The following is a 23,010-nucleotide window of genomic DNA, read 5'->3' as shown; positions in this document are numbered from 1 at the left end:
GTCGTGCTTCGCTAACGGCCTGCGCGCCGGCGAAGTACTACGAGAATCCCACTGCGAAGCATGCTGACACCATAGCCGCTCTCAGGGCATGGGTGTCAAATTGCTGGACAGTCGTCTCAGAGTGCGGACTGCAGACTAGTCCTCATGAGGGAGTCCACACCCTTGGCCGCCATGGGCCGCGCCACCAGGAAGCCCTGCCCGCGCGTGCATCCCATCTCGCGCAGTTGCTCCAGCTGCTCCGGGCGTTCGATGCCCTCGGCCACGACGATGAGGCCCAGGTCGTGTCCGAGCCGGACGATGGTGCGGGTCAGGAGGGTCAGGGTGTCGTCGCGGCCGAGCCCCTCGACGAACGACGGATCGATCTTGATCATGTCCACGGGCAACTGCCTGAGGAAGGCCAGAGACGCGTAACCGGTGCCGAAGTCGTCGATGGCCAGCCGTACGCCGAGGGCCCGCAGCTCCGACAGCCGCGAGATGGTCTCCTCCGCGTCCTCGACCAGCATCTCCTCGATGACCTCCAGGGTGAGCGCGGAGGCGGGCAGCCCGCTGTCCTCCAGCGCCTCCGCGACGGTCTCGACGAAGCGCGGCGCGGTGATCTGCCGGGCCGACAGGTTGACCGACAGGCCGATGTCCCAGGAGGAGGCCCGCCAGGCGGCCACCTCGCGGCAGGACTCGCGCAGGATCCACTCGCTGAGCGGCACGATCAGGCCGGTGTCCTCGGCCGGGCCGAGGAACTGCTCCGGCGGCACGAACACCGATCCGCGCCACCAGCGCACCAGCGCCTCGACGGCGGTGACCCGGGAGGTGGCGAGGTCGACCACCGGCTGGTACTCGATGGCGAACTGCTGCTCGATGAGCGCCCGCTGCAGGTCGGCGGCGAGTTCCAGGCGGCGTACGACGTCGGCGTGCATGTGCGCGGCGAACACCTCGACGCGCCGCCCGCCCAGCTCTTTGGCGCGTGCCATCGCGACATCGGCGTTGCGCATCAGGTCGCCGGCCGGTGTGTCGTCCTCGGCGAAGGCGACGCCGACGCTGGCGGTCAGCGCAATGTCGCGGTCGGCGACGCGGAACGGTTCCTGCGAGACCGCGCGCACCAGCCGCTCGGCCAGGTCGACCGCGACCTGCGCCTCGCCGCCGGTGTCGACCAGGACGGCGAACTCGTCGCCGCCCCAGCGGGCGAGCGTGTCGTCGGGCCGTACGGCGCCGCGCAGCCGCCTGGCGGCCTGGCCGAGAAGGTAGTCGCCGCTCGCGTGGCCCACGGAGTCGTTGACGGAGGTGAAACCGTCGAGATCGAGGAAGATCACCGCAGCCTGGACCACGGCCCGCCCGTCGAGCACCTCGCGGGTGCGCTCGGCGAAGTAGGAGCGGTTGGGCAGCCCGGTGACGCCGTCGTGGAAGGTCAGGTGGGCGACCTGGTCGCGCAGGGCCTGCTCGTCGCTGACGTCGCGGGTGGTGATGAGCAGGAGGTCCTCGCCGCCGACGTGGCGGGTGGCGACGGACTCGGACGGCCGCCAGGTGCCGTCGCTGGCCAGCACCCGGCATTCGACCAGGCAGGCGCCGGGGTCGTCCTCGACCTCGTCGGGGCCCATGGCGTGCAGCGCGGCCTGGATACCGGGGGTGTCCTCCGGGTGGAGGTAGTCGAACAGGGAGCGGCCGACGACCTCCTCGGGACGGTAGCCGTAGATGACCTCGACGCCCGCGCCGATCTCGGTGATCACGCCGTCGTAGTCGCACATGAGGACCACGTCGCCGGTGCTCTCGGCGAGCTGGCGGAGCTGGCGGTCGCCGAGGCGGACCAGCCTGCGCATCCGCGCGTACGCGGTCACGAGCGCGAACAGGCGCAGCACGAGCACCATGACGACGGAGGCGACGATCAGCACGACGCCACCGGCGGGCCGGTGCTCGGGCCCTCCGGCGAAGTAGCCCGCGTAGACCAGGGTGGCGACCACGACCAGGGCGAGCGGGATCACCGTCAGCAACTGGGAGGCGTAGGCGGCGCCGCGCAGGCGGCGCTCGTCCTCCTCCCGCCGCCTGCTCCAGGCGGCGGCCGCCAGCAGCATGAACGCCACGGGGGCGAGCACCAGGCTCCAGGTCGGCGGGGTGCTCTCGCCGAGCCTGGCGACGGCGGAGGCGGCCTCCGCGACGGTCGTGGCGGCCAGCACCCCGACCCCGGCCAGGCCGAGCGGCCAGGTACGTACGGCCCCGCCGGCGACGGCGGGCGCGGCGGCGAAGGTCGCCAGCAGGCAGATCGCCGGTGGCAGCAGCGTGAAGACGAGGGAGGAGGAGCCGCCCGCGTCGGCGAGGAGCTGGCGCAGCGCCAGCACCCAGCCGACCAGCACCAGGGAGGCGGTGCACAGGTAGGCGTCGAGCAGGTGGCGGACGGCCGATCTGGGCGTGGGCGCCCGCCCGGCGCAGATCAGCGCGCCCGCTGCCATGAGCAGGGTGCCCGCGGGCACGAGCAGGTCGGAGACGCTGACGAAGACGCCGGAGCTGTCGGCGACCGAGCGCAGCCCGAGACCCGCCGACCACACCAGCGCGCCCGAACCGAGCCAGCGCGCGCCCGTGCCGCCGAAGCGGCCGGCGGTGAGGAAGAGGGAGACCGAGGCCAGCAGCGCCGCGCTGAGCCCGGCGATCGTGCCGGTCGTCAGGGCGGGCCAGCCGGCCGCCGTAGCGCCGGCGAAACCCACAGCACCGATCGCCGCGGCTGCTGCCAGCGGCGTTCGTGGGTCTCGCCAGCGGATCACAGTGCTTGCCCTCACATCGACAGTGTGTGTGGTGTCGGGTGCGCGGGTGGTGACAACCCCGATGTCGTCACCGATCTGATAACCACACAGACCAGTTGGTCCCGGTTTCACCTTGACTGGGAGTCAAGAGACCCCGGTAGACGACAACCGTACGCACTGAAGGTCACGGGCCAGCCACGTTCCGGATTCCTCTCAATACGTGTCGGAGATCAGATTGTTGAGGCGCTCGCCCGCCAGGTAGCGCAGCATCTGTGATCTGACCAGGCGCAGCATGCGGCGCCCCGACGCGGGGGTGCTGCCCGCGACGTGCGGGGTGAGCAGCAGGTTGGGGCAGTCCCACAGGGGGTGGCCGGGCGGCAGCGGCTCGGGGTCCGTGACGTCCAGGGCGGCGCGCAGCCTGCCGGTGCGGAGTTCGGCCACCAGCGCGCCGGTGTCCACGACCGAGCCCCTGGCGGCGTTGACGAGCACGGCGCCGTCCTTCATCCGGCCGAGGAACTCCGCGTCCACCAGTCCGGTGGTCTGCGGGGTCGCGGGCACGAGGAGCACCACCACGTCCGCCTCCGGCAGCAGGGCGGGCAGTTCGCCGATGCCGTGGACGCCGTCGCGGGCCGTACGGGCGACCCGGACGACCTCGACCTCGAAGCCGTCCAGGCGGCGCTCCAGCGCCTGGCCGATGGAGCCGTGGCCGACGATCAGCACCCGGGAGTCGGCCAGCACGCCGGTGTGACGGTAGGCCCACTCGCCCGCGCGCTGGGCGTCCACGAAGCCGGGGAACTCCCGCAGGACCGCGACCATCGCGCCGACGACCCACTCGGCGGTGCCCGCGTCGTGCACGCCGCGCGCGTTGCACAGCACCGCCTCGGCGGGCATGTGCGGCTGGTACGGCTCCACCCCCGCGGTCACGGTCTGGACCAGGCGCAACGCGGTCATCCGCGCCAGATGGCCGGGCGTGTCGGGCACGGGGACGAGCGGCGGCACCCAGACCTCCACCTCGTCCACGTCGTCCGGCATCTCGCCCTTGCCTTCATAAACCACGCACTCGACACGAGGAAGGTCGGACAGGACATCCGCCATCGCATCCGAGGGGACCCAGATCTTCATGCCGAGAACCTTACGACTCGGGCGGCACTATGGATGTCATGAGGAGACTCTGGCTGATCGCTCTGCTCGTGCTGACCGGCTGCTCGGCCGCAGACACGACTCCCCCGTCCGCCGACGTGGCGGCCACCGGACCCGCCACGGCCCCGACCGCGCCGGAGGCCCCCGCACCACGCGTCGTCGCGACCGGGCTGGCCGTGCCGTGGGGCATCGCCTTCCTGCCCGGCGGCGATGCGCTCGTGACCGAGCGCGACAGCGCCCGCCTGCTGCGCGTCACCCCGAAGGGCAGGGTCACCGAGGTCGCGAAGATCGCCGAAGCCCGCCCGGACGGCGAGGGCGGCCTGATGGGCGTCGCCGTCCGGGACGATCTGGTGTTCCTGTACTACACGGCCGAGGCCGACAACCGGGTCGTGCGCTACCGCCTGGCGGGCGGCCGGCTGGATCAGCCCAAGGTGCTGGTCGAGGGCATCCCCAAGGGCGCCATCCACAACGGCGGCCGCCTCGCCTTCGGCCCCGACGGCTCCCTGTACGCCGCCACGGGCGAGGTCGGCGACCCCGGCCTCGCCCAGCGCCCGGACTCCCTGGCCGGGAAGATCCTGCGCGTGAACCCCGACGGCGGCGCCGAGGTCCACTCGCTCGGCCACCGCAACGTCCAGGGCATCGCCTGGGACGAACAGGGCCGTATGTACGCCTCGGAGTTCGGCCAGAACACCAGCGACGAGGTCAACCTGATCGAGAAGGGCCGCAACTACGGCTGGCCGGAGGTCGAGGGCCGGGGCGACGACCCCCGATTCACCGACCCGGTCGCCACCTGGAGCACCGCCGACGCCTCGCCGTCCGGCCTGGCCTACGCACGGGGCTCGCTCTGGATGGGCGCGCTGCGCGGCGCCCGCCTGTGGCAGATCCCGCTCGACGCCCAGGGCCGGGCGGGCACGCCGGTCGCCCACTTCGAGGAGGGCTACGGCAGGCTGCGCGCGGTCGCCCTCGCCCCCGACGGCACGCTGTGGGTCGGCACCAGCAACAAGGACGGCAGAGGCTCGCCCAGCCAGGACGACGACCGGATCCTGGCCGTCATCCCTGGCCGTTAGCGCAGGTCACCTGCGCCTGCGGGCGGTACTTCGTGACCTGCCTCTCGTCCCGCTTGACCTCTTCGCCGCCCTTGAAGAAGACGCGGGTCACGTCCACGGTGAAGCCCGCCTGCCCCTCCGTGGGCAGGCATCCGGCCTCCTTGCTGACCTCGCGCCGGAACGAGCGCACCTCCCGGCGATCCGACACGACGGTCTCGACCTTGTCGTAGCGCCGGGTGCTCCACAGCGTCACCGACACCGACGTGTCCGTGGACGTGGTCTTGATCAGCACGCCGTGCTCGGAGTCGTTGAGCCACTTGTAGTCGCGGCCGGGGAAGAGCACGGCGGCGTCGCGGCCGATCGGGTAGTGCGGCGTGTGGTAGTCCATCGGCGTGTGCTCGACCCCTTCGTACCCGCCCGCGAACACCGCGTTGTACAGGGTCGTGGCGAACTGTGAGCCGCCGCCGCCGACCACGTTGACCAGGCGTCCGCCGACGACCTGCGGCGCCTCGACGTAGCCCGCCTCCGCCGTCGGCTCGCCCACGGCGGTGTTGAAGGAGAACGTCTGCTTCGGCAGCACCAGGTGGCCGTCGAGCGCCTGGGCCATCCGCCGGATGTTGCCCGCGCGGGGCTGGCAGCAGGCGAAGGCGGTGGTGAACTCGGCGACCTTCTCCTTGATGCCGAGGCCGCTCACCTCGCCGGTGGTACGCCGGGGGCGGGCGGCGGCCAGGGTGACGGGGACCGTACGGGCGGAGGGGGATCCGAGGGCCTCGACCACGTCGCGGGAGAGCCGGTCGGCGTCGACGCCGCGCCCCTGGCGGGCGGGCACGAGCACGGGGCGGTCGCCGACGATCTGGTAGGTGGCGTCGCGCGGGCGGTTGGCCGCGCCCACGAGTCCGCCTTCCACGGATTTCAGGGCCTTCTCGGCGTCGAAGCGGGGTTGCAGCCCGCCGGAGGCGTCGGAGACGTACGAGAGGCTGGCGGCGACGGCGGCGGGCGTCAGCGTGGCCGAGCGGCCGGCGTGGGTGAGGGTGAGGGGCGCCGCCACCGCCCGCCGCGCGTCCGCCAGCGCCTGCCGTACGGTCTCCTCCGAGCTCTTCGGCGCGGCCGGGGCCAGCGAGAGCGAGATGTTGTCGTGGGAGCGCAGGAACGCGGCGCCGATGGCCTCCACGGCGGCCTGCCGGTCGAGCAGGGCGCCCTCTTGTGGCATGAGGGCCTGGGGGCGCAGCCCGACGAAGGCGACGCGGCCCTCCTTGGGCGGCCGGTCCACGATCTCGGCCAGCCCTTCGACGCTCCTGGTGAGCTGCGAGGAGTCGACGGTGAGCGCGGGTTCCAGTTCGGTGGTGCCGGTGAGCGCCTGCCAGACCTGGCCGGGGCCGGGGAAGCCGCTGGAGGCCTCGCCGAGCGTGGCCACCACGTCGAGTTCGAGCCCGGCCTCGTCGGGCTGGATGACCTCCTCGCGCCCGCCCACGTTCACGGTGACGGGCCGTTCGAGCCGGGAGGCGAGCTGGGCGCGGAGTCTGTCGGCCGCCTGGTTGATGGTCAGGCCGCCGATGTCGATGCCGGACACGCGGGTGCCCGGCAGCACCTGCCCCGACATGGCGACGGCGGGAACCAGGTAGGCGGCCAGGCCGAGGACGACCGCCACCACCAGCAGCGTCGGCAGTAACCCCCGGCGCGGGGTGTCCGGTTCATAAGCGGGGGCGGGTTGCGGCTCCGGAGGGCCGGGCGGCTGCGCCTGGTCCTGCATCGGCCACGGCTGGGGCGGCGGGGCCACGGGCGGGAGCGCGGCGGTGCCGCCGCTCGCCGGGGCGGGTTCCGGGTCGGGTCTGTCCTGCGGGCCGAAAATGTCCCTGGACACACCGGGGGGCAGTCCGTCCACCTTCGGTTTCTTGCCGCGTTTCGGCAAGGGCACCGAGGCGAAGGGGTCGGTCGGTGAATCGATGGGTCCGGCGCGCCGCACGCCCCTGTCTCCTCCTGCTCAGCTGCCTTTCCTCAGGCAACAGTAAGGCACGGCCAATCGGATATGTCACGAGAAACGAGTTATTCGATCCAGTGGTAGCGGTGTTCGGGGCGGCCGGCTGTGCCGTACCGGGGGCGCAGCTCCGCCTTGCCCACCGCGCACAGGTGCTCCAGATACCTGCGGGCGCTCACCCGCGACAGGCCGGCGAGTTCCGCCGCCTCCCCCGCCGACAGGTCGCGGCCCGCCTCCCGCAGCGTCTGGGCCACCAGGTCGCAGGTCGCGGTGGACAGGCCCTTCGGCAGTGGTGTCTTCGTCGTGCCGAACAGGCGGTCCACCTCGTCCTGGCCGACCTCGGGGCCGAGCCCGGTCAGGCTGCGGCGCGAGCGCGCGTACTGCTGCAGCCGTTCCGCCAGCGCCACCGCCGTGAACGGCTTGAGCAGGTAGTTGACCGCCCCGCCGCGCATCGCCTCCCGCACCGTGGGCAGGTCGCGGGCGGCGCTGACCATCAGGACGTCCACGTCGTGCAGCTTCTTCAGCACCTCCAGGCCGGAGATGTCGGGCAGGTAGATGTCCAGGAGCACCAGGTCGGGGCTCAGCCGCCGGACTGCCTCCAGCGCGTCGGCGCCCGTGTGCGCGGTGGCGACCACCTCGAAGCCGGGCACGCGGGCGACGTACCCGCTGTGGATGCGCGCGACCATGAAGTCGTCGTCCACCACGAGCACGCGCACGTTCTGCTCTCTCGCGGTCATGGCAGTAGCGCGGTGAAGACCGCTCCCCCCTCGTTGCGCACGTTGACCCAGCCGCCCCGGCGCATGCACGCCTGCCTGGTCAGGGCCAGGCCCAGCCCGCGCTGCCCGGAACGGGCGGCCTTGGTGGTGAAGCCCTCCCTGAAGACCTCCTCCACCAGGCCGGGGGTGATGCCGGGGCCGGAGTCGCCGACGCGGACGTGCAGCCCGCTCTCGTCGGCGCGCACCGACACCTCGATCGTGCCCGCCGCGCCGTCGAGCGCGTCGATCGCGTTGGCGACCAGGTTGCCGACCACCAGCACCGCGTCCTGCGGGTCGCCGAGCCGGCCGTCCGGCACGTCCGAGTCGTCGGCCAGCACCAGCGTGGCGCCGCGCTCGGCCGCCTCCGCCGACTTGGCCAGCAGCAGCGCCGCCAGCGTCGGGTCCTGCACCCGGTCCCGGATGTCCAGCGCGTACGTGCTGCGGGTGGTCCTGGTGATGAAGGCGACGGCCGCGTCGTGCTCGCCCAGCTCCAGCAGCCCGACGACCGTGTGCATCCGGTTGGCGAACTCGTGGGCCTGGGCGCGCAGCGCGTCGGTCGCGCTGCTGGCGTCGTCGAGGTCGCGGGCCAGGCGGACCAGTTCGGTACGGTCGCGCAGGGTGATCACCCAGCCGCGCTGCTGGCCGCGTACGGACACCGGGGTGCGGTTGAGCACCAGCACCCGTTCGCCGTGCAGGACGATGCGGTCCTCGCCGGGGTCGGCGCCGCCGAGCACGTCGCGCATCCGCTCGGAGACCGGCAGTTGCGTGAGGTCGGTGCCCACGTCCCCCACTTCGCCCAGCAGTTCGTGGGCGGCGTCGTTGACCAGCGTGACCCGGCCGGTCAGGTCGAGGGCGAGCACGCCCACCTTCACGCCGTGCAGCACCCCCTCGCGCTGTTCGAGCAGCGCGGCGATCTCGCGGGGTTCCAGGCCGAAGGTCTGCCTGCGCACCCGGGCGGTGATCAGCGCGGCGGCGGCCGACCCGGCCAGCAGGACGGCGAACGCCGTCCACAGCAGGGGCGGCAGCGCGTCGGACAGCTCCCCGTGGACGGTGGCCTCCAGCACGCCCACCGAGGTCAGGCCGATGACGATGCCGTACTCGTCGAAGATGGGAGCCTTGCCGCGCACGGTGGTGCCGACCGTGCCGGTCTCCGTGCCGACCCAGGTGCGGCCGGACTCGATGACGCCGCTGCCGTCGGTCGAGAGCTTCCGGCCGATCAGGGTGGAGTTCGGGTGGGCGTATCGGGTCTGCTCGCGGTTGGCGATGACCACGTAGTCGGCGCCGGTGGACTGCTGGACGCTGACGGCCAGCGGCTGCAACACCTTTTCCGGATTTTTCGTGTTAAAGGCCGCGCGGACCTGTGGCATCCCGGCCACCGACTCGGCGATGGCCAAAGCACGCTGCTGGTAGCGCAGGTTCAACTGGGTACGCGTGTGCCCGGCCCACACGGCCGCCGTGCCCCCGACGGCGAGCAACACGATCACCATCTGCAGGACGAACAACTGGGTGCCGAGCGAGGCGTTCGTCACACTCCTCACCAGACTCATGGAAACAGGCGCAGGTCACGGCCGGGTCGCGACGTGCCGGACAGGTCACCTGCGCGACCAATACGACCTAAAAGACGGCAACTGGCAGAAGGCTCGACCGCAGGGGGTGCCTCGGCTCACCATCCAGTTTCACTGATGTGAACCCCCCATATGGAGTGATCATGCGCGTCCGCGTACTCGCCGCCCTGGCGGCCTTGTCGATGGCGGCACTGACCGCCTGTGGCAGCAACGGCTCGGGCGGCGGCGGCACCGCCTCGGCCGGCACGTTGAAGATCATGGCTCCGGCCAACGCCGGCGGCGGCTGGGACCAGACCTCCCGCACCGCCGAGCAGGCCATCAAGCAGGCCGACCCCGCGCGCAAGGTCGAGGTGTTCAACGTGCCCGGCGCGGGCGGCACCATCGGCCTGGCCCAGCTCGCCGGCGAGAAGGGCAACGGCGGCATGCTCATGACCATGGGCCTGGTCATGGTCGGCGCCATCGAGCAGAACCGGTCCAAGGTCACGCTGGCCGACACCACGCCGATCGCCAAGCTGACCGAGGAGTACGAGATCGTCGTCGTACCCGCCGAGTCCAAGCTCAAGACCATCGCCGACCTCGTCGCCGCCTGGAAGGCCGACCCCAAGACCGTCTCCATCGCGGGCGGCTCCGCCGGCGGCACCGACCACATCCTGGCCGGCCTCATGGCCAAGGCCGCCGGCGTCGACCCCAAGCAGATCAACTACGTCGCCAACTCCGGCGGCGGCGAGGCCCTCAACCTGCTGCTCGGCAACAAGGCCACGATCGGCATCTCCGGCGTCGGCGAGTTCGCCGAGCAGGTGAAGGCGGGCAAGCTGCGCGCCCTCGCGGTCAGCTCGCCGGAGCGCCTGCCCGCAGTGGACGCGCCCACCATCAAGGAGGGCGGCCTCGACGTCGAGATCGCCAACTGGCGCGGCATGGTGGCCCCCGGTGGCCTGTCCGACGCCGACAAGCAGTCGCTGACCGACCTGGTCACCAAGATGCACGCCTCGCAGGCGTGGAAGGACGCGGTCGCCAAGAACGGCTGGATCGACGCCTTCCAGACCGGGCAGCAGTTCGCCGACTACCTCACCGCCGAGCAGACCCGCGTCAAGGCCATCATCGCCGAAATGGGGCTCGTCTCCTGATGTCCGTCGAAGAACGTCCGAACGGCGCCGCCACTGGCGACGCCGTTCCGGCGTCCCCGCACCACCCAGGTAAGAAGAAGAATCGCTGGTGGCGGCCCGAACTCGGGCTGGCACTGGCGCTGCTCGCCGTCGGCGTTCTCGTCATCGTCGGCACCCTGGACGTCTCGGCCGCCTCCTCCGCGATCGGTATCGGCCCCCGCTTCTTCCCGATGCTGGTCGGCGGCGCCATCACGGTCGTCGGCGTCTTCTACGTCGCCGACGTACTGCGCGGCGGGCGCGGCGACCCGGAGGAGAGCGAGGACATCGACGCCGACGCCCCCGCCGACCTCAAGCGCGTCGGCCTGGTCGGCGGCGTCTTCCTGGCCTTCGCCGCGCTGCTGTCCACGCTCGGCTGGGTCATCGCGGGCAGCCTGCTGTTCTTCGGGCTCTCCCTCGCACTCGGCGCCGAGCACCGCGTCCGGGCCGCGATCATCAGTGTGGTGCTCGGCCTCGGCACCTACCTCGCGTTCGTCAAGGGCCTGGGCGTCACCCTGCCCGCCGGGCTGCTGGAAGGGGTGATCTGACGTGGACTCCTTCCAGTTGCTGATGGACGGCTTCGCCTCGGCGCTCACCCCGGTCAACCTGATGTACGCCCTGATCGGCGTCACCCTCGGCACGCTCGTCGGCGTGCTGCCCGGCATCGGCCCGGCCATGACCGTGGCGCTGCTGCTGCCGGTGACCTTCACGGTGCCGCCTGCCAGCGCGTTCATCATGTTCGCCGGCATCTACTACGGCGGCATGTACGGCGGTTCCACCACCTCGATCCTGCTGAACACGCCCGGCGAGTCGTCGTCGATGATCACCGCCCTCGAAGGCAACAAGATGGCCAAACGCGGCCGGGCCGCGCAGGCCCTCGCCACGGCGGCCATCGGCTCGTTCGTCGCGGGCACGATCGCGACCGGCCTGCTGGTCGTCGCGGCGCCCGCCGTCGTCGCCTTCGCCATCGCCTTCGGCCCCGAGGACTACTTCGCGCTGGCCATCCTGGCCTTCACCGCGGTCTCCTCCGTCATGTCGCGCTCGGTCGTGCGCGGTCTCGCCTCCCTCGGCTTCGGCCTGGCCATCGGCCTGGTCGGCATCGACCAGCAGACCGGGCAGGCCCGGCTCACCCTCGGCCTGCCGCAACTCCTCGACGGCATCGACGTGGTGATCGTCGCCGTGGGACTGTTCGCGCTCGGCGAGTCCCTCTACGTGGCCTCCCGGCTGCGGCACGCGCCGCCCGAGGTCATCCCCGTCGGCCGCGCCTACCTCGGCCGCTCCGACTGGGGCCGCTCGTGGAAGCCGTGGCTGCGCGGCACCGCGCTCGGTTTCCCGTTCGGTGCCCTGCCCGGCGGCGGCGCCGAGATCCCCACCTTCCTGTCGTACGCGACCGAGAAGAAGCTGGCCAAGGGCGTGGCCAAGGAGGAGTACGGCAAGGGCGCCATCGAGGGCGTCGCCGGCCCCGAGGCCGCCAACAACGCCTCGGCGGCGGGCACGCTGGTGCCGCTGCTCAGCCTGGGCCTGCCGACCTCCGCGACGGCCGCGATCCTGCTCGCGGCCTTCCAGCAGTACGGCCTGCAGCCGGGACCGCAACTGTTCGACCACAACCCGGCGCTGGTGTGGGCGATGATCGCCTCGCTGTTCGTCGGCAACGCGATGCTGCTCGTGCTGAACCTGCCCCTCGCCCCGCTCTGGGCGAAGGTGCTGCACGTGCCCCGGCCGTACCTGTACGCCGGAATCGTCATGTTCGCCGCGCTCGGCGTCTACGCGCTCAACGGCTCGACCGTCGACCTGGTCGTCCTGTTCGTCCTCGGCCTGCTGGGCTGGGCGATGCGGCGCTTCGGCCTGCCGGTCGCCCCCGCCGTCATCGGCATGATCCTCGGCCCGATGGCCGAGATCCAGTTGCGCCGGGCGCTGGCCATCGGCGCGGGTGACATCACCGTGCTGGTCAAGAGCCCGATCGCGGTCTCGTTGCTGGTGCTGTCGGCGCTCGCGCTGCTGACGCCGCTGTTCCGCAGGCTCGTGGCCCGCCGGAAGGCGGCCGTCTGACCGCGGCCGGGCAATGAGCGCAGACCTCGCCGGATCCGCCCCGGCGAGGTCTGTTCCGTTTCACAGGGACCTGCTTTCACAGAGCCGCCTTCTTCAGGGCCCGCTTTCTTCAGGGCCCCGCTTTCACACGGCCCCGCTTTCACAGGGCCTGCGCGGCTGCCACGACAAGGGCGGCGACCTCGTCGGGGTGGGAGATGAGCGACGCGTGCCCCGCCTCCAGCGTGAGCGTGCCCCTCGGTTCCATCCGCTCGGCCATCCACCGCTCGGTCGCCGGGGGGATCATCCGGTCCTGGGCGGACACCTGGTACCAGGTCGGCTTGCGCCGCCAGGCGGGCGGGCCGGCGGCGTCCTCGAAGCAGCGGGCGGCGATCGGCTTCTGCGTACGCGCCAGGATCAGCGCCTCCGTGCCGGTGAGATCCTGTGCGAAGCCCTGCTGGTAGGCGTCGAAGTCCAGCCACAGGAAGCCGTCGGCGTCCGGCCGGACCAGCCCTTCCGGCAGGCCCTGGCCGTCGCGCGCCAGCAGTCCGGCGAGGTTCTCGCCCTCGTCCGGGGCGAAGGCCGCGATGTACACCAGACCGGCCACGTCGGGCGAGTTGCCCGCGCCGCTGATGACCGACCCACCGTAGGAATGGCCCACCAGCAGGGTGGGGCCGCCCTGGGCGGCCACGAGCGTGGCGGTCCGGTGGACGTCGTCGGCCAGCGACGTCAGCGGGTTCTGCACGGCGGTGACGTTGTAGCCCTCGGCCGCCAGCACGGGGATCACCCCACGCCAGTGCGACCCGTCCCCCCAGGCACCGTGGACCAGCACGATGTTGTCGACCGCCATGGTCATCCCCCTTCCCGCGCGCCCACCGCACCGCCCCGCCAAGCGGGTCAAGTCACCGGAAAGCTTGCGACCGTGCCCCTGCCGCCCCACCGGACCGGCCCCCGGCCGAGGCCGGGGGCCGGACGGGCCGGGTCAGGCGGACTTGGGGGTGGCCCGCATGCCCACGTAGACGTACTGGCGGCCGGTGAGCGTGGCGAAGACCACCGGCATGTAGTCCTCGCTGAACGACGGGCCGGCACCCGAGGCCGCGAACACCGTGTCGGTGACCGGCAGCAGGTCCATCTCCAGCGGCGGGGACAGGTGCGCCATGTCGTCCACGAACTCGTAGCGCATGTGCGCCGGTCCGTCGCCGTCGCGACTGACCGTGATGAGGACGCCTTCCCTGCGGTAGGTGCCGAGCAGCGGGCCGTAGTCGACGGCGGGCGGCTCGGCCGCCGGGGCGAAGGGGGCGGGCATCGTCACACCCGCCAGTTCGGCGAGGAGTTCGCGGAACAGGTCGGCGTAGAGCATGCGGGCGCTGCCGCCGTTGGTCATCAGCGCGATCGCCAATCCCGCCTGCGGGACGACCCGCAGGTAGGAGTACTGGCCGACGGCGGCGCCGTCGTGGCCGTAGCCCGCGATGCCGTCCCAGTCGTAGAGGGTCCAGCCCAGGCCCCACCCGTCGGCGCTGACGGTCCACTTGTCCGGGACGTCGACCTCGCGCCGCTGCATCTGGGCGACGTGATCGGCGGGGATGAGGCGGGTGCCGTCGGGCGCGAGTCCGCCGTCCAGGTGCAGGCGGGCCAGGCGCACCATGTCGCCCGCCGAGACGATGACCCGGCCCGCGGGGCCCATGGCGCGCGGCATGAGGTCCCAGGCGGGCGCCGGGTCGGGGTAGCCGCCGGGGGCGCCCAGGTGGCTCATGGCCGTACGGAAGCTGAGCGCCTCCTCGGGCAGCGTCATCGACCGCTCCAGCCCGAGCGGGGTGAACAGATGGGTCTTCAGGGCCGCGTCCCAGGTCTGCCCGGTGACGACCTCGACGAGGCGGCCGAGTACGACGTAGCCCAGGCCCCCGTAGGAGACGGCGGTGGCGGGCGGGCAGTCCAGCGCCACCTTCCTGGCGGCCTCGACGTACTTCGCCAGGCAGTCGTCGCCGCGCCCGGAGTCGTAGTTGAAGTCGTTGGTGACACCGCCGGTGTGGGACAGCAGCTGGCGCGGGGTGATGACCCGGGTGGCCTCGGGGTCGGGGGTGGCGAACTCCGGCAGCACCTCGACCACCGGCCGGTCCAGGTCGATCTTGCCGTCGCCGGCGAGCTTCACGACCAGAGTGGCGGTGTAGATCTTGGCGACGGATCCGGACAGGAACACCGAGTCGGGCGTCACCGCCACGCCGGTGCCCTGGTGCAGCACACCCGAGGCGAGTTCGTGGATCTCACCGTCCACCAGGATGCTCAAGGTGGCGCCCGGTACATGGTGGGCGGCGCGCAACTCGTTCAGCCGCGTCTGCCAGCGGGCGAGGTCTTCGGCGCGGTCCTTCGTGGCCTGCCGGCTGGTCACGCTGATGTTGCTGGTCATGCTGAATCACACCGTTCCTGATATGGCTGGATCTTGGAGCGTGGACCGGGCCCGTCCTCGTGCTCCAAGCCTCCACTCCACCGCATGGATGGAGCAACGGCGGTTCATGAAAGCGGCGTTAACCCCTGCGTTCACGATCCGCCGGCCAACCGACCTGTCCCACCGGCTCAGGTCGGCCCGGCAGGCGACTGCCGAGTCGTCAGGTCAGGTCGAGGACGGCCTTGCCCGGCAGGCGGCTGTCGCGTACGGCAGCGACTGCCGGGGTGGCGTCGGCCCAGTCGCCTCGCCAGGCGATGCGGGTCCGCAACCGCCCGGCCGCGAGTTCTCCGGCGAGCCAGGTGAGGTCGGTGTCGATGCCGTCGCCGCCCATGAGGAAGAACGTGACGATCGAGCGGGTATGGCGCAGCGGGTCGGCCAGCAGGGCACCGGGATCGAACGCGGCGGCGGCCGAGGCGGCGGCACCGGCCGTCACCAGGGTGCCGCCCTCGCCGAGCGCGGCGAAAGCGGACGGCAGCCAGGTATCTCCGACCAGGTCCACGGCTCCGCGCACGGGGGCGGTGACCTCGGCGGGGTCGGTGACGACCTCGGCGGCGCCGAGGTCCCGCAGCTCCACGGCGGCGGCCGGGTCGCGGGCGACGGCGATCACGTGGGCTCCGGCGCGCCGGCCGAGCTGGACGGCGAAACGACCGACCGCGCCCGAGGCGCCGGTGACGAGGATTCGCCTGCCGAGGATCGGGCCCAGCTCGCGCAGGGCGCGCAGCGCGGTCCCGGCGGCGACGGGGAGCGTGCTCATCGCGCCGGGGTCGGCGGTGGTGGGGACCGTACCGATGAGGCCGGTGTCGACGGCGCGCAGCTCCGCCCAGGCACCGCTCAGCCCGAGCGTGGTGACAGGGGTGCCGACGGCGGGCCCGGTTCCGTCGGCGGCGGCCCGCTCGACCACGCCGGCCGCGTCCCAGCCGATGACGGCGCCGTCCGGTGCGCCGGGCAGCACGTAGCGGAACTCGGCGGGGTTGAGGGAGATCGCCTGGACCCGGATCAGTGCCTGGCCGGACGTGGGCACCGGGTCGGGCGCGTCGGCCAGGCGCAGGCCGCTCGGGTCGGAGCGGTCGATGGTCAGGGCACGCATATCGTCCTCCTTACGGCCACCGCCTCGGGCGGGGGCAGGGTCGCGGTGGTGGGGTCAGGGTGGCCGCCGCCTCGGGCGGTGGCCGTGTCGTGGGTGGCGTCGCGCGGGCGGTCGGGTGTGCCCCCGTCGGTGTCCGGCCGTGACCGGTCGGGTCACGGCCGGGCGCCGTTGGGCGGTGGTCACACCTGCGGCTGCGGGTGCGGCGGGGAGACGTCGAAGGACGAGTGGGCTCCGCCGAGGGCGCGGGACTCGGGCAGCCACGAGGAGATGATCAGGCTGGTCCGGTCCATGAGCTGCTCGGTGCCGAGCTGCTCGGGCAGGAATCGGCCGAAGGGCGCGAGGCGCTCCAGACGCTCCAGACCTCGGGAGACGGCGACGGCCGGGTCGGCGTCGTCGGTCTTGGCGGCGACGGTGAGGATGCCGATCTGCTTCTCCTCCGGCTGGTACATCAGCCAGACGCTGGACAGGCCGTGAGCCTCGGCGTCGTCGCGGACGGCCGGCCACACCCCGCTTCAGCGCCTCCGCGACGTCCGCTCCGGTATAGGAGTAGCGCTCGAAGCGGTTGACGTGGTGGGAGGTGGCCATCGGCTGGAAGTCGTGCGCTCCGGTGACCTTCCAGTAGTGCTTGTCGACGCCGGGGAAGCGCGACCAGAACTTCACGCCGGGCTCGGGGAAGAGCTCCTCGTTGGTGAAGTGGTTGTAGTCGAGGACGTTGTCCCAGGTGTCGAACAGGTACCGGCCGCCGATGTACATGGTGCCGGTGGCCGGGTCGAAGCGCAGCGGCGTGTACTTGTGCCGCATGCCGGGGCGGATGTCCATGTTGGGACGCTCGTGCTCCAGCATGTCGACGAGGTCCTGGGTGGAGTAGCGCCCGTCCAGGGGGAAGTCGGAGGTGAATGCCGCTTCGGCCTGGATCGGGCCGGTGCTGTAACCACGGACGTCCATGGTCGTCTTCCTTTCTATGGTGGACCGGATCACGCTGGTTCACGCGTCCGGCTCTGCTGTTCTCACGGGTCGGTCCGCAGGGCGCCGTGGCGCCTGGCAGCGCGGGGCCTGGGGCGTGGGTCTGCGTCGCCGTCGCCCCTGAGGGCTGGGACGGCCGCCACCCCACGGCCCAGGTCGGCTCAGGCCGATTCCCGTAACTCGAACCGCTGCTCGCCATACCGTTCCGGCGCTGGTCAAAAAGCTGCGGTTGCGGCTCTCGAACGAGCTAGGCGGGCCACCATCACACGGTGTTCCCGTCTGCCCGCCGAACAAGCGGACCACGCGGTCATGTTCTGACCATAGCATAATATGACCGTACGGTCCGCTTAGGGTGATGGGAGTCACGATGAGAGCCGATGCGACACGCAACAGGCGCTTGCTCATGGAAGCCGCCGCGGCGGAGTTCGCCGAGAACGGGATGGACGTGTCGATCACCCACATCGCCGCGCGCGCCGGAGTGGGCAAGGGCACGGTGTTCCGCCACTTCGACACGAAGGACGAACTCCTGGCCGCCGTCTTCAGCGACCGGCTGGAGGAACTGGTCACCGCCGGTGTGCGCCTGTCCGGCTCGGACGACGCGCAGGCCGCCCTGCTGGAGTTCATGACGATCGGCGTGGAACTCCAGGCGCACGACCGCTCCTTCTGCCAGGCGGCGGCCGTCCTGTCCCGCAGCGAGCCCAGCGTCCGCGCCTGGCGTGAACGCCTGGTGGAGGTGGCCGACACACTGGTGGAGCGGGCGCGGACGGCGGGAGCCGTCCGCGAGGACATCACCGGCCTGGACGTCGTGCTGCTGCTCACCGCCGCCTCACAGGCCGTGCTCAGCGTCGGCCAGGACACGCCGGGGCTGTGGCGACGCTACCTGGGCGTCATCTTCGACGGCCTACGTCCGCAGGCCGCGCACCCGCTCCCCGTCCCACCGCCCACCCTGACCCAGTTCACGCAGTGAACCCCACTCCCGATGAAGGAGGGTCGTGAACCACCCGGGCGGCGAGGGATCCGATCAGGCCGCGCCGGGCGATCGTGATGATGGCGTCAGGGCAAGTGCGGAGCACGTCGGGGCATCACCTCGCCGGCGGGTGTGATCGGTGAGATCCGGGTCACCGCGACGCTCACCCGCTCCGAACCGCGCTTCGGCTTCGCTCAGGACCAGGGACACGACGGCATCCGGCCTTTGAACACGTCTGGCGGGTCGGGAGTCCGCGCGATGCACGCCGCGTGGCCATGATTCTCCGACCCGCGGGCACATCGGTCCACTTATGCCAGGATTTTTCCGCTTATGCCAGGAGTTTGGCGAGAAGGGTGCGAAGCTCTTCGGCGCCGTCGGGGCCGAGGATGTCGTCGACATCGCGCTCCACGCTGTCCAGCGTCTCACGCACCACGGGGATGCGGGCGCGGCCCAGGTCGGTGAGCCGCAGGGCGTAGCGGCGCCGGTCGTGAGGGTCCTGGCCCCGGGATACGGCGCCGGCCTGCACCAGTTCCTCGATGAGTGACGCGGTGGCCGGTTCGGTGAGGTGCAGGTAGCGTGCCAGTTGCTCTTGCGGGCAGGGGCCGAGCCGCTCCAGGGCGGGCAGCAGGGCGAAGTGGCGGGTGCGCAGGCCGTACGCCGCCAGCCGGTGATCTCCGAGGCGGCGCAGCCGGTAGTGGGCCTGGGCGACCAGGTGCTCGAAGCTGTGGATGGCCGACGGCTCGTCTCCGGCGACGAGCTTGGTCAGCAGTACGGTGAGTCGCCGCTGTTCCGGTGTGGTGAGGACGCCGGTCAGCCGGGCGTCGCGGTCGGCGACGGCGCGGCGCATGCCGTCCAGGGCGTCGCGGCCCGCCTCGGTCAGCGACAGCACATAGGTACGGCGGTTGGCCGGGTTGCGGGTGCGGGTGACGTAGCCCGCCTCCTGGAGCCGGTCGAGCAGCCTGACCATGATGGTGCGGTTGATGCCCAGCCGGTGGGCGAGGTCCTGCTGGGACGAGGCGTCCTCGTCGGCCAGGACGTCGAGGACCACGAATTCGCGCGCCTGGGGCCCGTCCTGCACGGCATCGGCGGTGACGGCCGTGAACACGCGGCGCAGCAGGTGGCCGGTGGACGCATGCAGCGGACCGGACTCGTCGTCGACCACCTGATCGGGCACGATCCCCACCTCCTGACCTGATGTTAGCAGGCTGATGGTTGATATGGAAATAGTTGTGATGTTGACAGTTGGAGAAGTGGAAATCTAGGGTCCAGGCAGCAGCGCATCCCGAAAGGTGCAACGACCATGATCGAACCGTTTCGCATCGACGTCCCCCAGGCCGACCTCGACGACCTGACCGACCGGCTCTCGCGCACCCGCTGGCGCGACTCAGGGAGCTGGCCGAACACTGGCGCACCGGCTACGACTGGCGCCCGCGCTCGAACTCCGACCAGTGCCTGATGTCGTACAGCGTTGGTGGCGCTCCTGCTGGCGGGGGGCGGTTTCGTGGTCGGCGGCGCGAGCGGCGGGGTGTCCACGGCGGAGACCGTACCGACCAATGCTCCCGGTGCAGGCGACGGCGAGCGGTGCAGCCCCTGGACCGACGCGGGACAGAACGTGGAGCTGGAGGCGTGCATCCGGGTGAAGGCCAGTCGCATGCTCATCCGCGTCAGGATGCGCGGGCCCGTCGGCACCAGATCGGAGTACGCCGCCCGGGCCAAGTGGCGCAAGACGGGAGAGCCCCGATTCGGCCACGAGGTGCTCAGCCCGGCCATGCGCTGGTGACGCAGATAGGTCGGTGCCGGCCGATAGTCTCGCCGCTCATGGACTTGAAAGGCCGTGTGATCGCGCTCTCCGGTAGTTTCGGCGCCCTCGGGCCGGGCGAGGCCGAACGGCGTTTGGAAGCCGCAGGCGTGAACATAACGGATGAGCTCACGCCCTCGACCACCGCGTTCTTCATGGGGCGGGAGGCGACGAACGACAAGCGCAACAAGGCGTACGTCCAAAGCATACCGACGTACGACGAGGCGGCGCTCCTCGCGGCGCTCTCGGAGTTTGAGGGCCCGGCGAGCAGGGATGACTCCCAGCCTGCTCCCTTGGCGGGCCTTTTCGCGGACTCCGCCGCCCTCGCCGAGGCCGGCCCGGCCGAACTGGAGAACCTGCTGACGGACGTGGACTGGACATCCTTCGTTCCCGCCCGCGACCTGCCCCCGTTGCGGGCCCGGCTGGCCGCGATCGAACGCGACCACGGCCTCACCCCGGCGCACCGGCTCGCCACGAACAGGATCCGCGTCCGGGGCACGATGCTCAGCCGCCCGTACGGACACCGTACGAGGCTCACCGCACTGGCGCTCAGCCCTTCCGGCACCCATCTGGCCACCGGAGACTGGGGAAACGGCGAGAGTGGCACCGCGCAGGTCTGGGAGGTCACGACCGGGCGGTGCGTCAACGTCCTGGAGTGGATCGACGGCGGCGTCGGCTGGGACCGCTATGCACGCACCATGCAGTGGTCCGCCGACGGCCTGCACCTGGGCATCGCCTTCCGCACCAACGCAGTCGGCGTGTGGGACCCGTTCGGCGAGTCCTTCGAGCCACGCGCGGAGGCTCAGGTGACCAACGGCGGTTCCCGCCCACCCCACTGGGCATTGCACCCCGGCGGGCGCAGCGCCTACGTCTCGACAGGCACGAAGCACCGGATCGGTGTGCACGGGTGCGTTCCCCCGCTGGAGCACGGCGCCCTCTACTGGCTGGCAGAGCAGGCCGAGATGTCGCACGAACACATCCTGGCCAAGGGGCCCCTGCCGACGGAGATCCAGGAGTCCTGCGGGGAGGAACTGGCAGTCGATCGGTCACCCACCTGGTCCTCCGACGGAAACCGGCTGTACGTCGCCAACCGCGCTGAGGCGTTCGTCGTCGACGTCCCCACGGGCGTGCCGCTCTGGCACACCAGGGTCTCGTGGCTGGCCGAGTGGAGCCCGGACGGGAGATACCTCGCGCATGTCCATCGCGGGCTGCTGCACTTCCGGGATGCGACCACCGGCCGCCCGACCGGCGAGCCGGTGAGGACCGCCGGGTCGCGCTGGGAGTTGTCGCTGCACTGGGGTATGCGCGATTCCACCGCCCGGCTCGCCACCGTACTGAACGAGGAGGCAGCCGACCCCGGCATCGACGTCTACGACGACGGACGGCTCAGCCACCGACTGGCCGTCACCCCTGCGAAGACAGCCCTGGCCGTTGAGAACAAGGACTTCGCGGTGTGGGCCTGGGCACCGTCCGGAGACCGGGGAGCCGTCCTCACGGCAGCCGGGGACATCGAGGTCTGGTCGCTCGGTGACGGCGAGCCACGACGACTGTGCACACTGACCACCCCTGCCGGGACGCAGGGGATCCTGTGGGGCGCTGACGACGTGATCGTCGCGGTGGGCAAGACCGTCCTGCGCTTCGTGCGAGCCGACACCGGCGAAACCATCGGCGACTACACGTTCCTGCGGGAAGCGGACGCCGAACTCCCGCTCCACCCCGACGACGTCTACGACCACTTCGACGGCAGAATCCTCGCACTCGACGATCACACCTGGTGCCTGCCCGTCGAACCGGACCTGGCGATCGCGCCACCCGAGCGCCGCGCCGACATCGAATCGCACCTGGCCTGGATCGTCGACCGCCGCTTCGCCTGGCCACTCCGCTGGGGCCGCTTCGACATCTGGCCGGACGCGGCCACTGCGGTCGCCAATCTCCGCACGACGTCACCGGACACCCGGAAACTACGGCAGGCAGTCAGGGAGACCAGCGGATAAGCGAGCGGCGGCAGCGCAGTCCGTGGCTCGCGCGACGGGGCAGGCGCCCAAACGGGACGCCTGCCACCGCAACCATGGACTAGAAGTCGAACTCGCCCCGCTTCGCACCATCGAGGAACGCATCCCACACAGCAGCGGACACCACAAAGGGCGCCTGCCCAGGAGCTTCCGTGTCGCGGACTCCGACGCGCCCCCCACTCAGGGGTGCGACCTCGATGCAGTTGTCGCCTTGGGGGCCGGACTTCGACGCCTTCCGCCAAGCGGCACTCCGAAGCTCAGCGGTCAGATCATCATGCATGGCCATACTTGGTCATCAACACCTTTCGTATGACTCCCTCGGATACATGCAAGGGGTGGGCACGAGCACGAATCTGTTCAAATCTGATCATAGCTTCCCGAACTTCATCTTCGCGATTGCTTACGAGGCCCTTCGCGGAGGAAGAGAAGTAGGCCGCATCGGCATCTCCCGGCAGATCCGCGACGATAAACCCTCCTTCCATCCCGAGAGACAACCCGAGATCGAGAGGAAGGATCTGCAGCATGACATTGCTGTAGCTCGCGAGTTTGAGCAGGTGTTCCAGCTGCTGCCTCATCACGGCAGAGCCCCCGATGGGCCGCAGCAGCACACCCTCGTCCAGCACCGCCGAGAAGACCGGCGGCTTGGGCCTGTCGAAGATTCTCTGTCGGGCTAGGCGTTCCTCCACGGCCTGATCGAGCCCTTCACGCGTGACCCCTCGCTTGTACGTGAGCACGGCGCGTGCGTACTCAGGTGTTTGGATGAGTCCCGGGATGAGAAGCGGCTCCCAGGTACGGAGTGCCACCGCCCGCTCCTCGATGTGCGTCCAGGGCCGGAACCACGGCGGGCTGGTCTCTTTGGAGACTCGCGCCCAGGTGCGGACCAATTCACCCGCCAGGTCCAGCGCCTTCTCGCAGCCTTCGATGAGTTCGTAGCTCGGGCGTCTCTGAGCGCGTTCTACCGCGCCGACCATGCTTGCACTGAAGCGCACCCTCGCCGCGAGCTGTTCAATGGTGTATCCCTTCTCCAGCCGGTAGCGGCGAAGCTCGTCACCGAAATGGGCGAGCGGGTTCGCGGGGATCGTCTCGACATCCGCCATCGTGGCTCCGATCTCACGGAACTACAAAAACCTACAAGCCTCACTCACACACCACTCAAGAGTTGTAGCGCCGTCTGCGAGTGCTGGCCTTAAGGAAAAAGTAGCTGGACAGCGCCATGATATAGAGTATCCAAACGGCTACAAGAATGGCGCTACTACCGAGTAGATTAACTTAGTAGCGACGCGACAAACCGTACATAACACCAAAAGGCATTGCCATGCCACAATCAGCGTGTTTCTATAATCGTCCTTGTCCGGCGAAAAATGGCGTCCAC

Annotated in this window: 19 protein-coding genes and 1 pseudogene; 8 read left to right on the top strand and 12 right to left on the bottom strand. The window is 70.9% G+C overall.

Annotated features, from left to right (window positions below):
• Nucleotides 1-116 precede the first annotated feature (116 nt).
• Together ABD120_RS10210 and ABD120_RS10205 are read right to left on the bottom strand one after the other, a co-directional pair.
• The gene (locus ABD120_RS10210; protein ID WP_343949512.1) at nucleotides 117-2,687 is read right to left on the bottom strand and encodes a putative bifunctional diguanylate cyclase/phosphodiesterase; all 2,571 of its coding nucleotides are present in this window, start codon (nucleotides 2,685-2,687) and stop codon (nucleotides 117-119) included.
• Nucleotides 2,688-2,936: 249 nt separating this feature from the next.
• Nucleotides 2,937-3,845 carry a 2-hydroxyacid dehydrogenase gene (locus tag ABD120_RS10205; RefSeq protein WP_343949511.1) on the bottom strand — a complete coding sequence of 303 codons (909 nt, stop codon included), beginning with the start codon at nucleotides 3,843-3,845 and terminating at the stop codon, nucleotides 2,937-2,939.
• A gap of 38 nt (nucleotides 3,846-3,883) precedes the next feature.
• Here ABD120_RS10205 and ABD120_RS10200 point away from each other — a divergent pair, with 38 nt between their 5' ends.
• Nucleotides 3,884-4,930: a PQQ-dependent sugar dehydrogenase gene (locus ABD120_RS10200; RefSeq protein WP_343949510.1), complete on the top strand. Its 1,047-nt coding sequence runs from the start codon at nucleotides 3,884-3,886 to the stop codon at nucleotides 4,928-4,930.
• On the opposite strand, the gene ABD120_RS10195 is transcribed toward ABD120_RS10200, so the two are convergent.
• The 3 genes from ABD120_RS10195 to ABD120_RS10185 all read right to left on the bottom strand — a co-directional run bounded on the left by ABD120_RS10195 (nucleotide 4,914) and on the right by ABD120_RS10185 (nucleotide 9,186).
• Nucleotides 4,914-6,791: a VanW family protein gene (locus ABD120_RS10195; RefSeq protein ID WP_343949509.1), complete on the bottom strand. Its 1,878-nt coding sequence runs from the start codon at nucleotides 6,789-6,791 to the stop codon at nucleotides 4,914-4,916. The two genes, ABD120_RS10200 and ABD120_RS10195, sit on opposite strands and share 17 nt — an antisense overlap.
• Nucleotides 6,792-6,952: 161 nt before the next feature.
• The gene (locus ABD120_RS10190) at nucleotides 6,953-7,621 is read right to left on the bottom strand and encodes a response regulator (RefSeq protein WP_343949508.1); all 669 of its coding nucleotides are present in this window, start codon (nucleotides 7,619-7,621) and stop codon (nucleotides 6,953-6,955) included.
• Nucleotides 7,618-9,186, bottom strand: a complete 1,569-nt coding sequence (locus ABD120_RS10185) for an ATP-binding protein (RefSeq protein WP_425563950.1) — start codon at nucleotides 9,184-9,186, stop codon at nucleotides 7,618-7,620. The genes ABD120_RS10190 and ABD120_RS10185 overlap by 4 nt, the downstream gene beginning before the upstream one ends.
• A 161-nt stretch (nucleotides 9,187-9,347) precedes the next feature.
• On the opposite strand from ABD120_RS10185, the gene ABD120_RS10180 reads away from it, so the two are divergent.
• Genes ABD120_RS10180 through ABD120_RS10170 form a run of 3 tightly spaced genes read left to right on the top strand, consistent with a single transcriptional unit; the run spans nucleotide 9,348 to nucleotide 12,392 of the window.
• On the top strand, nucleotides 9,348-10,328 hold the full coding sequence (locus tag ABD120_RS10180; RefSeq protein WP_343949506.1) for a Bug family tripartite tricarboxylate transporter substrate binding protein: 981 nt from the start codon (nucleotides 9,348-9,350) through the stop codon (nucleotides 10,326-10,328).
• Nucleotides 10,328-10,891 (top strand): tripartite tricarboxylate transporter TctB family protein, encoded by a 564-nt coding sequence (locus ABD120_RS10175; protein WP_343949505.1) that lies wholly within the window; start codon nucleotides 10,328-10,330, stop codon nucleotides 10,889-10,891. Before ABD120_RS10180 ends, ABD120_RS10175 begins: the two co-directional genes overlap by 1 nt.
• 1 nt (nucleotide 10,892) lies before the next feature.
• A complete protein-coding gene (locus ABD120_RS10170; RefSeq protein WP_343949504.1) occupies nucleotides 10,893-12,392 on the top strand; it encodes a tripartite tricarboxylate transporter permease in 1,500 nt (499 codons plus the stop codon).
• 139 nt (nucleotides 12,393-12,531) lie between these two features.
• On the opposite strand, the gene ABD120_RS10165 is transcribed toward ABD120_RS10170, so the two are convergent.
• From ABD120_RS10165 to ABD120_RS10150, 4 genes are all read right to left on the bottom strand, one after another.
• The gene (locus ABD120_RS10165) at nucleotides 12,532-13,218 is read right to left on the bottom strand and encodes an alpha/beta hydrolase (protein ID WP_343949503.1); all 687 of its coding nucleotides are present in this window, start codon (nucleotides 13,216-13,218) and stop codon (nucleotides 12,532-12,534) included.
• Nucleotides 13,219-13,350: 132 nt separating this feature from the next.
• Complete coding sequence (locus tag ABD120_RS10160) at nucleotides 13,351-14,772, bottom strand: serine hydrolase domain-containing protein (protein ID WP_343949502.1); 1,422 nt, start codon at nucleotides 14,770-14,772, stop codon at nucleotides 13,351-13,353.
• Nucleotides 14,773-14,971: 199 nt separating this feature from the next.
• Complete coding sequence (locus tag ABD120_RS10155) at nucleotides 14,972-15,898, bottom strand: zinc-binding dehydrogenase (protein ID WP_343949501.1); 927 nt, start codon at nucleotides 15,896-15,898, stop codon at nucleotides 14,972-14,974.
• A 179-nt stretch (nucleotides 15,899-16,077) separates the two neighbouring features.
• The gene (locus ABD120_RS10150; RefSeq protein WP_343949500.1) at nucleotides 16,078-16,404 is read right to left on the bottom strand and encodes a hypothetical protein; all 327 of its coding nucleotides are present in this window, start codon (nucleotides 16,402-16,404) and stop codon (nucleotides 16,078-16,080) included.
• Between the two features lie 860 nt (nucleotides 16,405-17,264).
• Here ABD120_RS10150 and ABD120_RS10145 point away from each other — a divergent pair.
• Nucleotides 17,265-17,828, top strand: coding sequence for a TetR/AcrR family transcriptional regulator (locus ABD120_RS10145; protein WP_343949499.1), 564 nt, complete (start codon nucleotides 17,265-17,267; stop codon nucleotides 17,826-17,828).
• Nucleotides 17,829-18,156: 328 nt separating this feature from the next.
• Here the strand turns inward: ABD120_RS10145 and ABD120_RS10140 are convergent, their stop codons facing one another.
• Nucleotides 18,157-19,002 carry a MarR family winged helix-turn-helix transcriptional regulator gene (locus ABD120_RS10140; protein ID WP_343949498.1) on the bottom strand — a complete coding sequence of 282 codons (846 nt, stop codon included), beginning with the start codon at nucleotides 19,000-19,002 and terminating at the stop codon, nucleotides 18,157-18,159.
• A 126-nt stretch (nucleotides 19,003-19,128) separates the two neighbouring features.
• Between ABD120_RS10140 and ABD120_RS10135 the strand changes: the two are divergent.
• The 3 genes and pseudogenes from ABD120_RS10135 to ABD120_RS10125 all read left to right on the top strand — a co-directional run.
• Nucleotides 19,129-19,256, top strand: a pseudogene (locus ABD120_RS10135) (epoxide hydrolase N-terminal domain-containing protein); the annotation flags it as partial.
• A gap of 40 nt (nucleotides 19,257-19,296) precedes the next feature.
• Nucleotides 19,297-19,608 carry a hypothetical protein gene (locus ABD120_RS10130; RefSeq protein WP_343949683.1) on the top strand — a complete coding sequence of 104 codons (312 nt, stop codon included), beginning with the start codon at nucleotides 19,297-19,299 and terminating at the stop codon, nucleotides 19,606-19,608.
• A gap of 128 nt (nucleotides 19,609-19,736) precedes the next feature.
• A complete protein-coding gene (locus ABD120_RS10125; RefSeq protein ID WP_343949682.1) occupies nucleotides 19,737-21,620 on the top strand; it encodes a WD40 repeat domain-containing protein in 1,884 nt (627 codons plus the stop codon).
• 79 nt (nucleotides 21,621-21,699) lie between these two features.
• Here ABD120_RS10125 and ABD120_RS10120 read toward each other — a convergent pair whose 3' ends face one another.
• Both ABD120_RS10120 and ABD120_RS10115 read right to left on the bottom strand, forming a co-directional pair.
• Nucleotides 21,700-21,918 carry a DUF397 domain-containing protein gene (locus ABD120_RS10120; RefSeq protein ID WP_343949673.1) on the bottom strand — a complete coding sequence of 73 codons (219 nt, stop codon included), beginning with the start codon at nucleotides 21,916-21,918 and terminating at the stop codon, nucleotides 21,700-21,702.
• Nucleotides 21,911-22,735, bottom strand: a complete 825-nt coding sequence (locus ABD120_RS10115; protein WP_343949497.1) for a helix-turn-helix domain-containing protein — start codon at nucleotides 22,733-22,735, stop codon at nucleotides 21,911-21,913. Before ABD120_RS10115 ends, ABD120_RS10120 begins: the two co-directional genes overlap by 8 nt.
• Nucleotides 22,736-23,010: the final 275 nt, after the last annotated feature.

Source organism: Nonomuraea longicatena, from assembly GCF_039525605.1.
GTDB classification, from domain to species: Bacteria; Actinomycetota; Actinomycetes; order Streptosporangiales; family Streptosporangiaceae; genus Nonomuraea; species Nonomuraea longicatena.
Note: the sequence above shows the minus strand (reverse complement) of the source record. Positions and strands in the feature narration are given on the sequence as shown.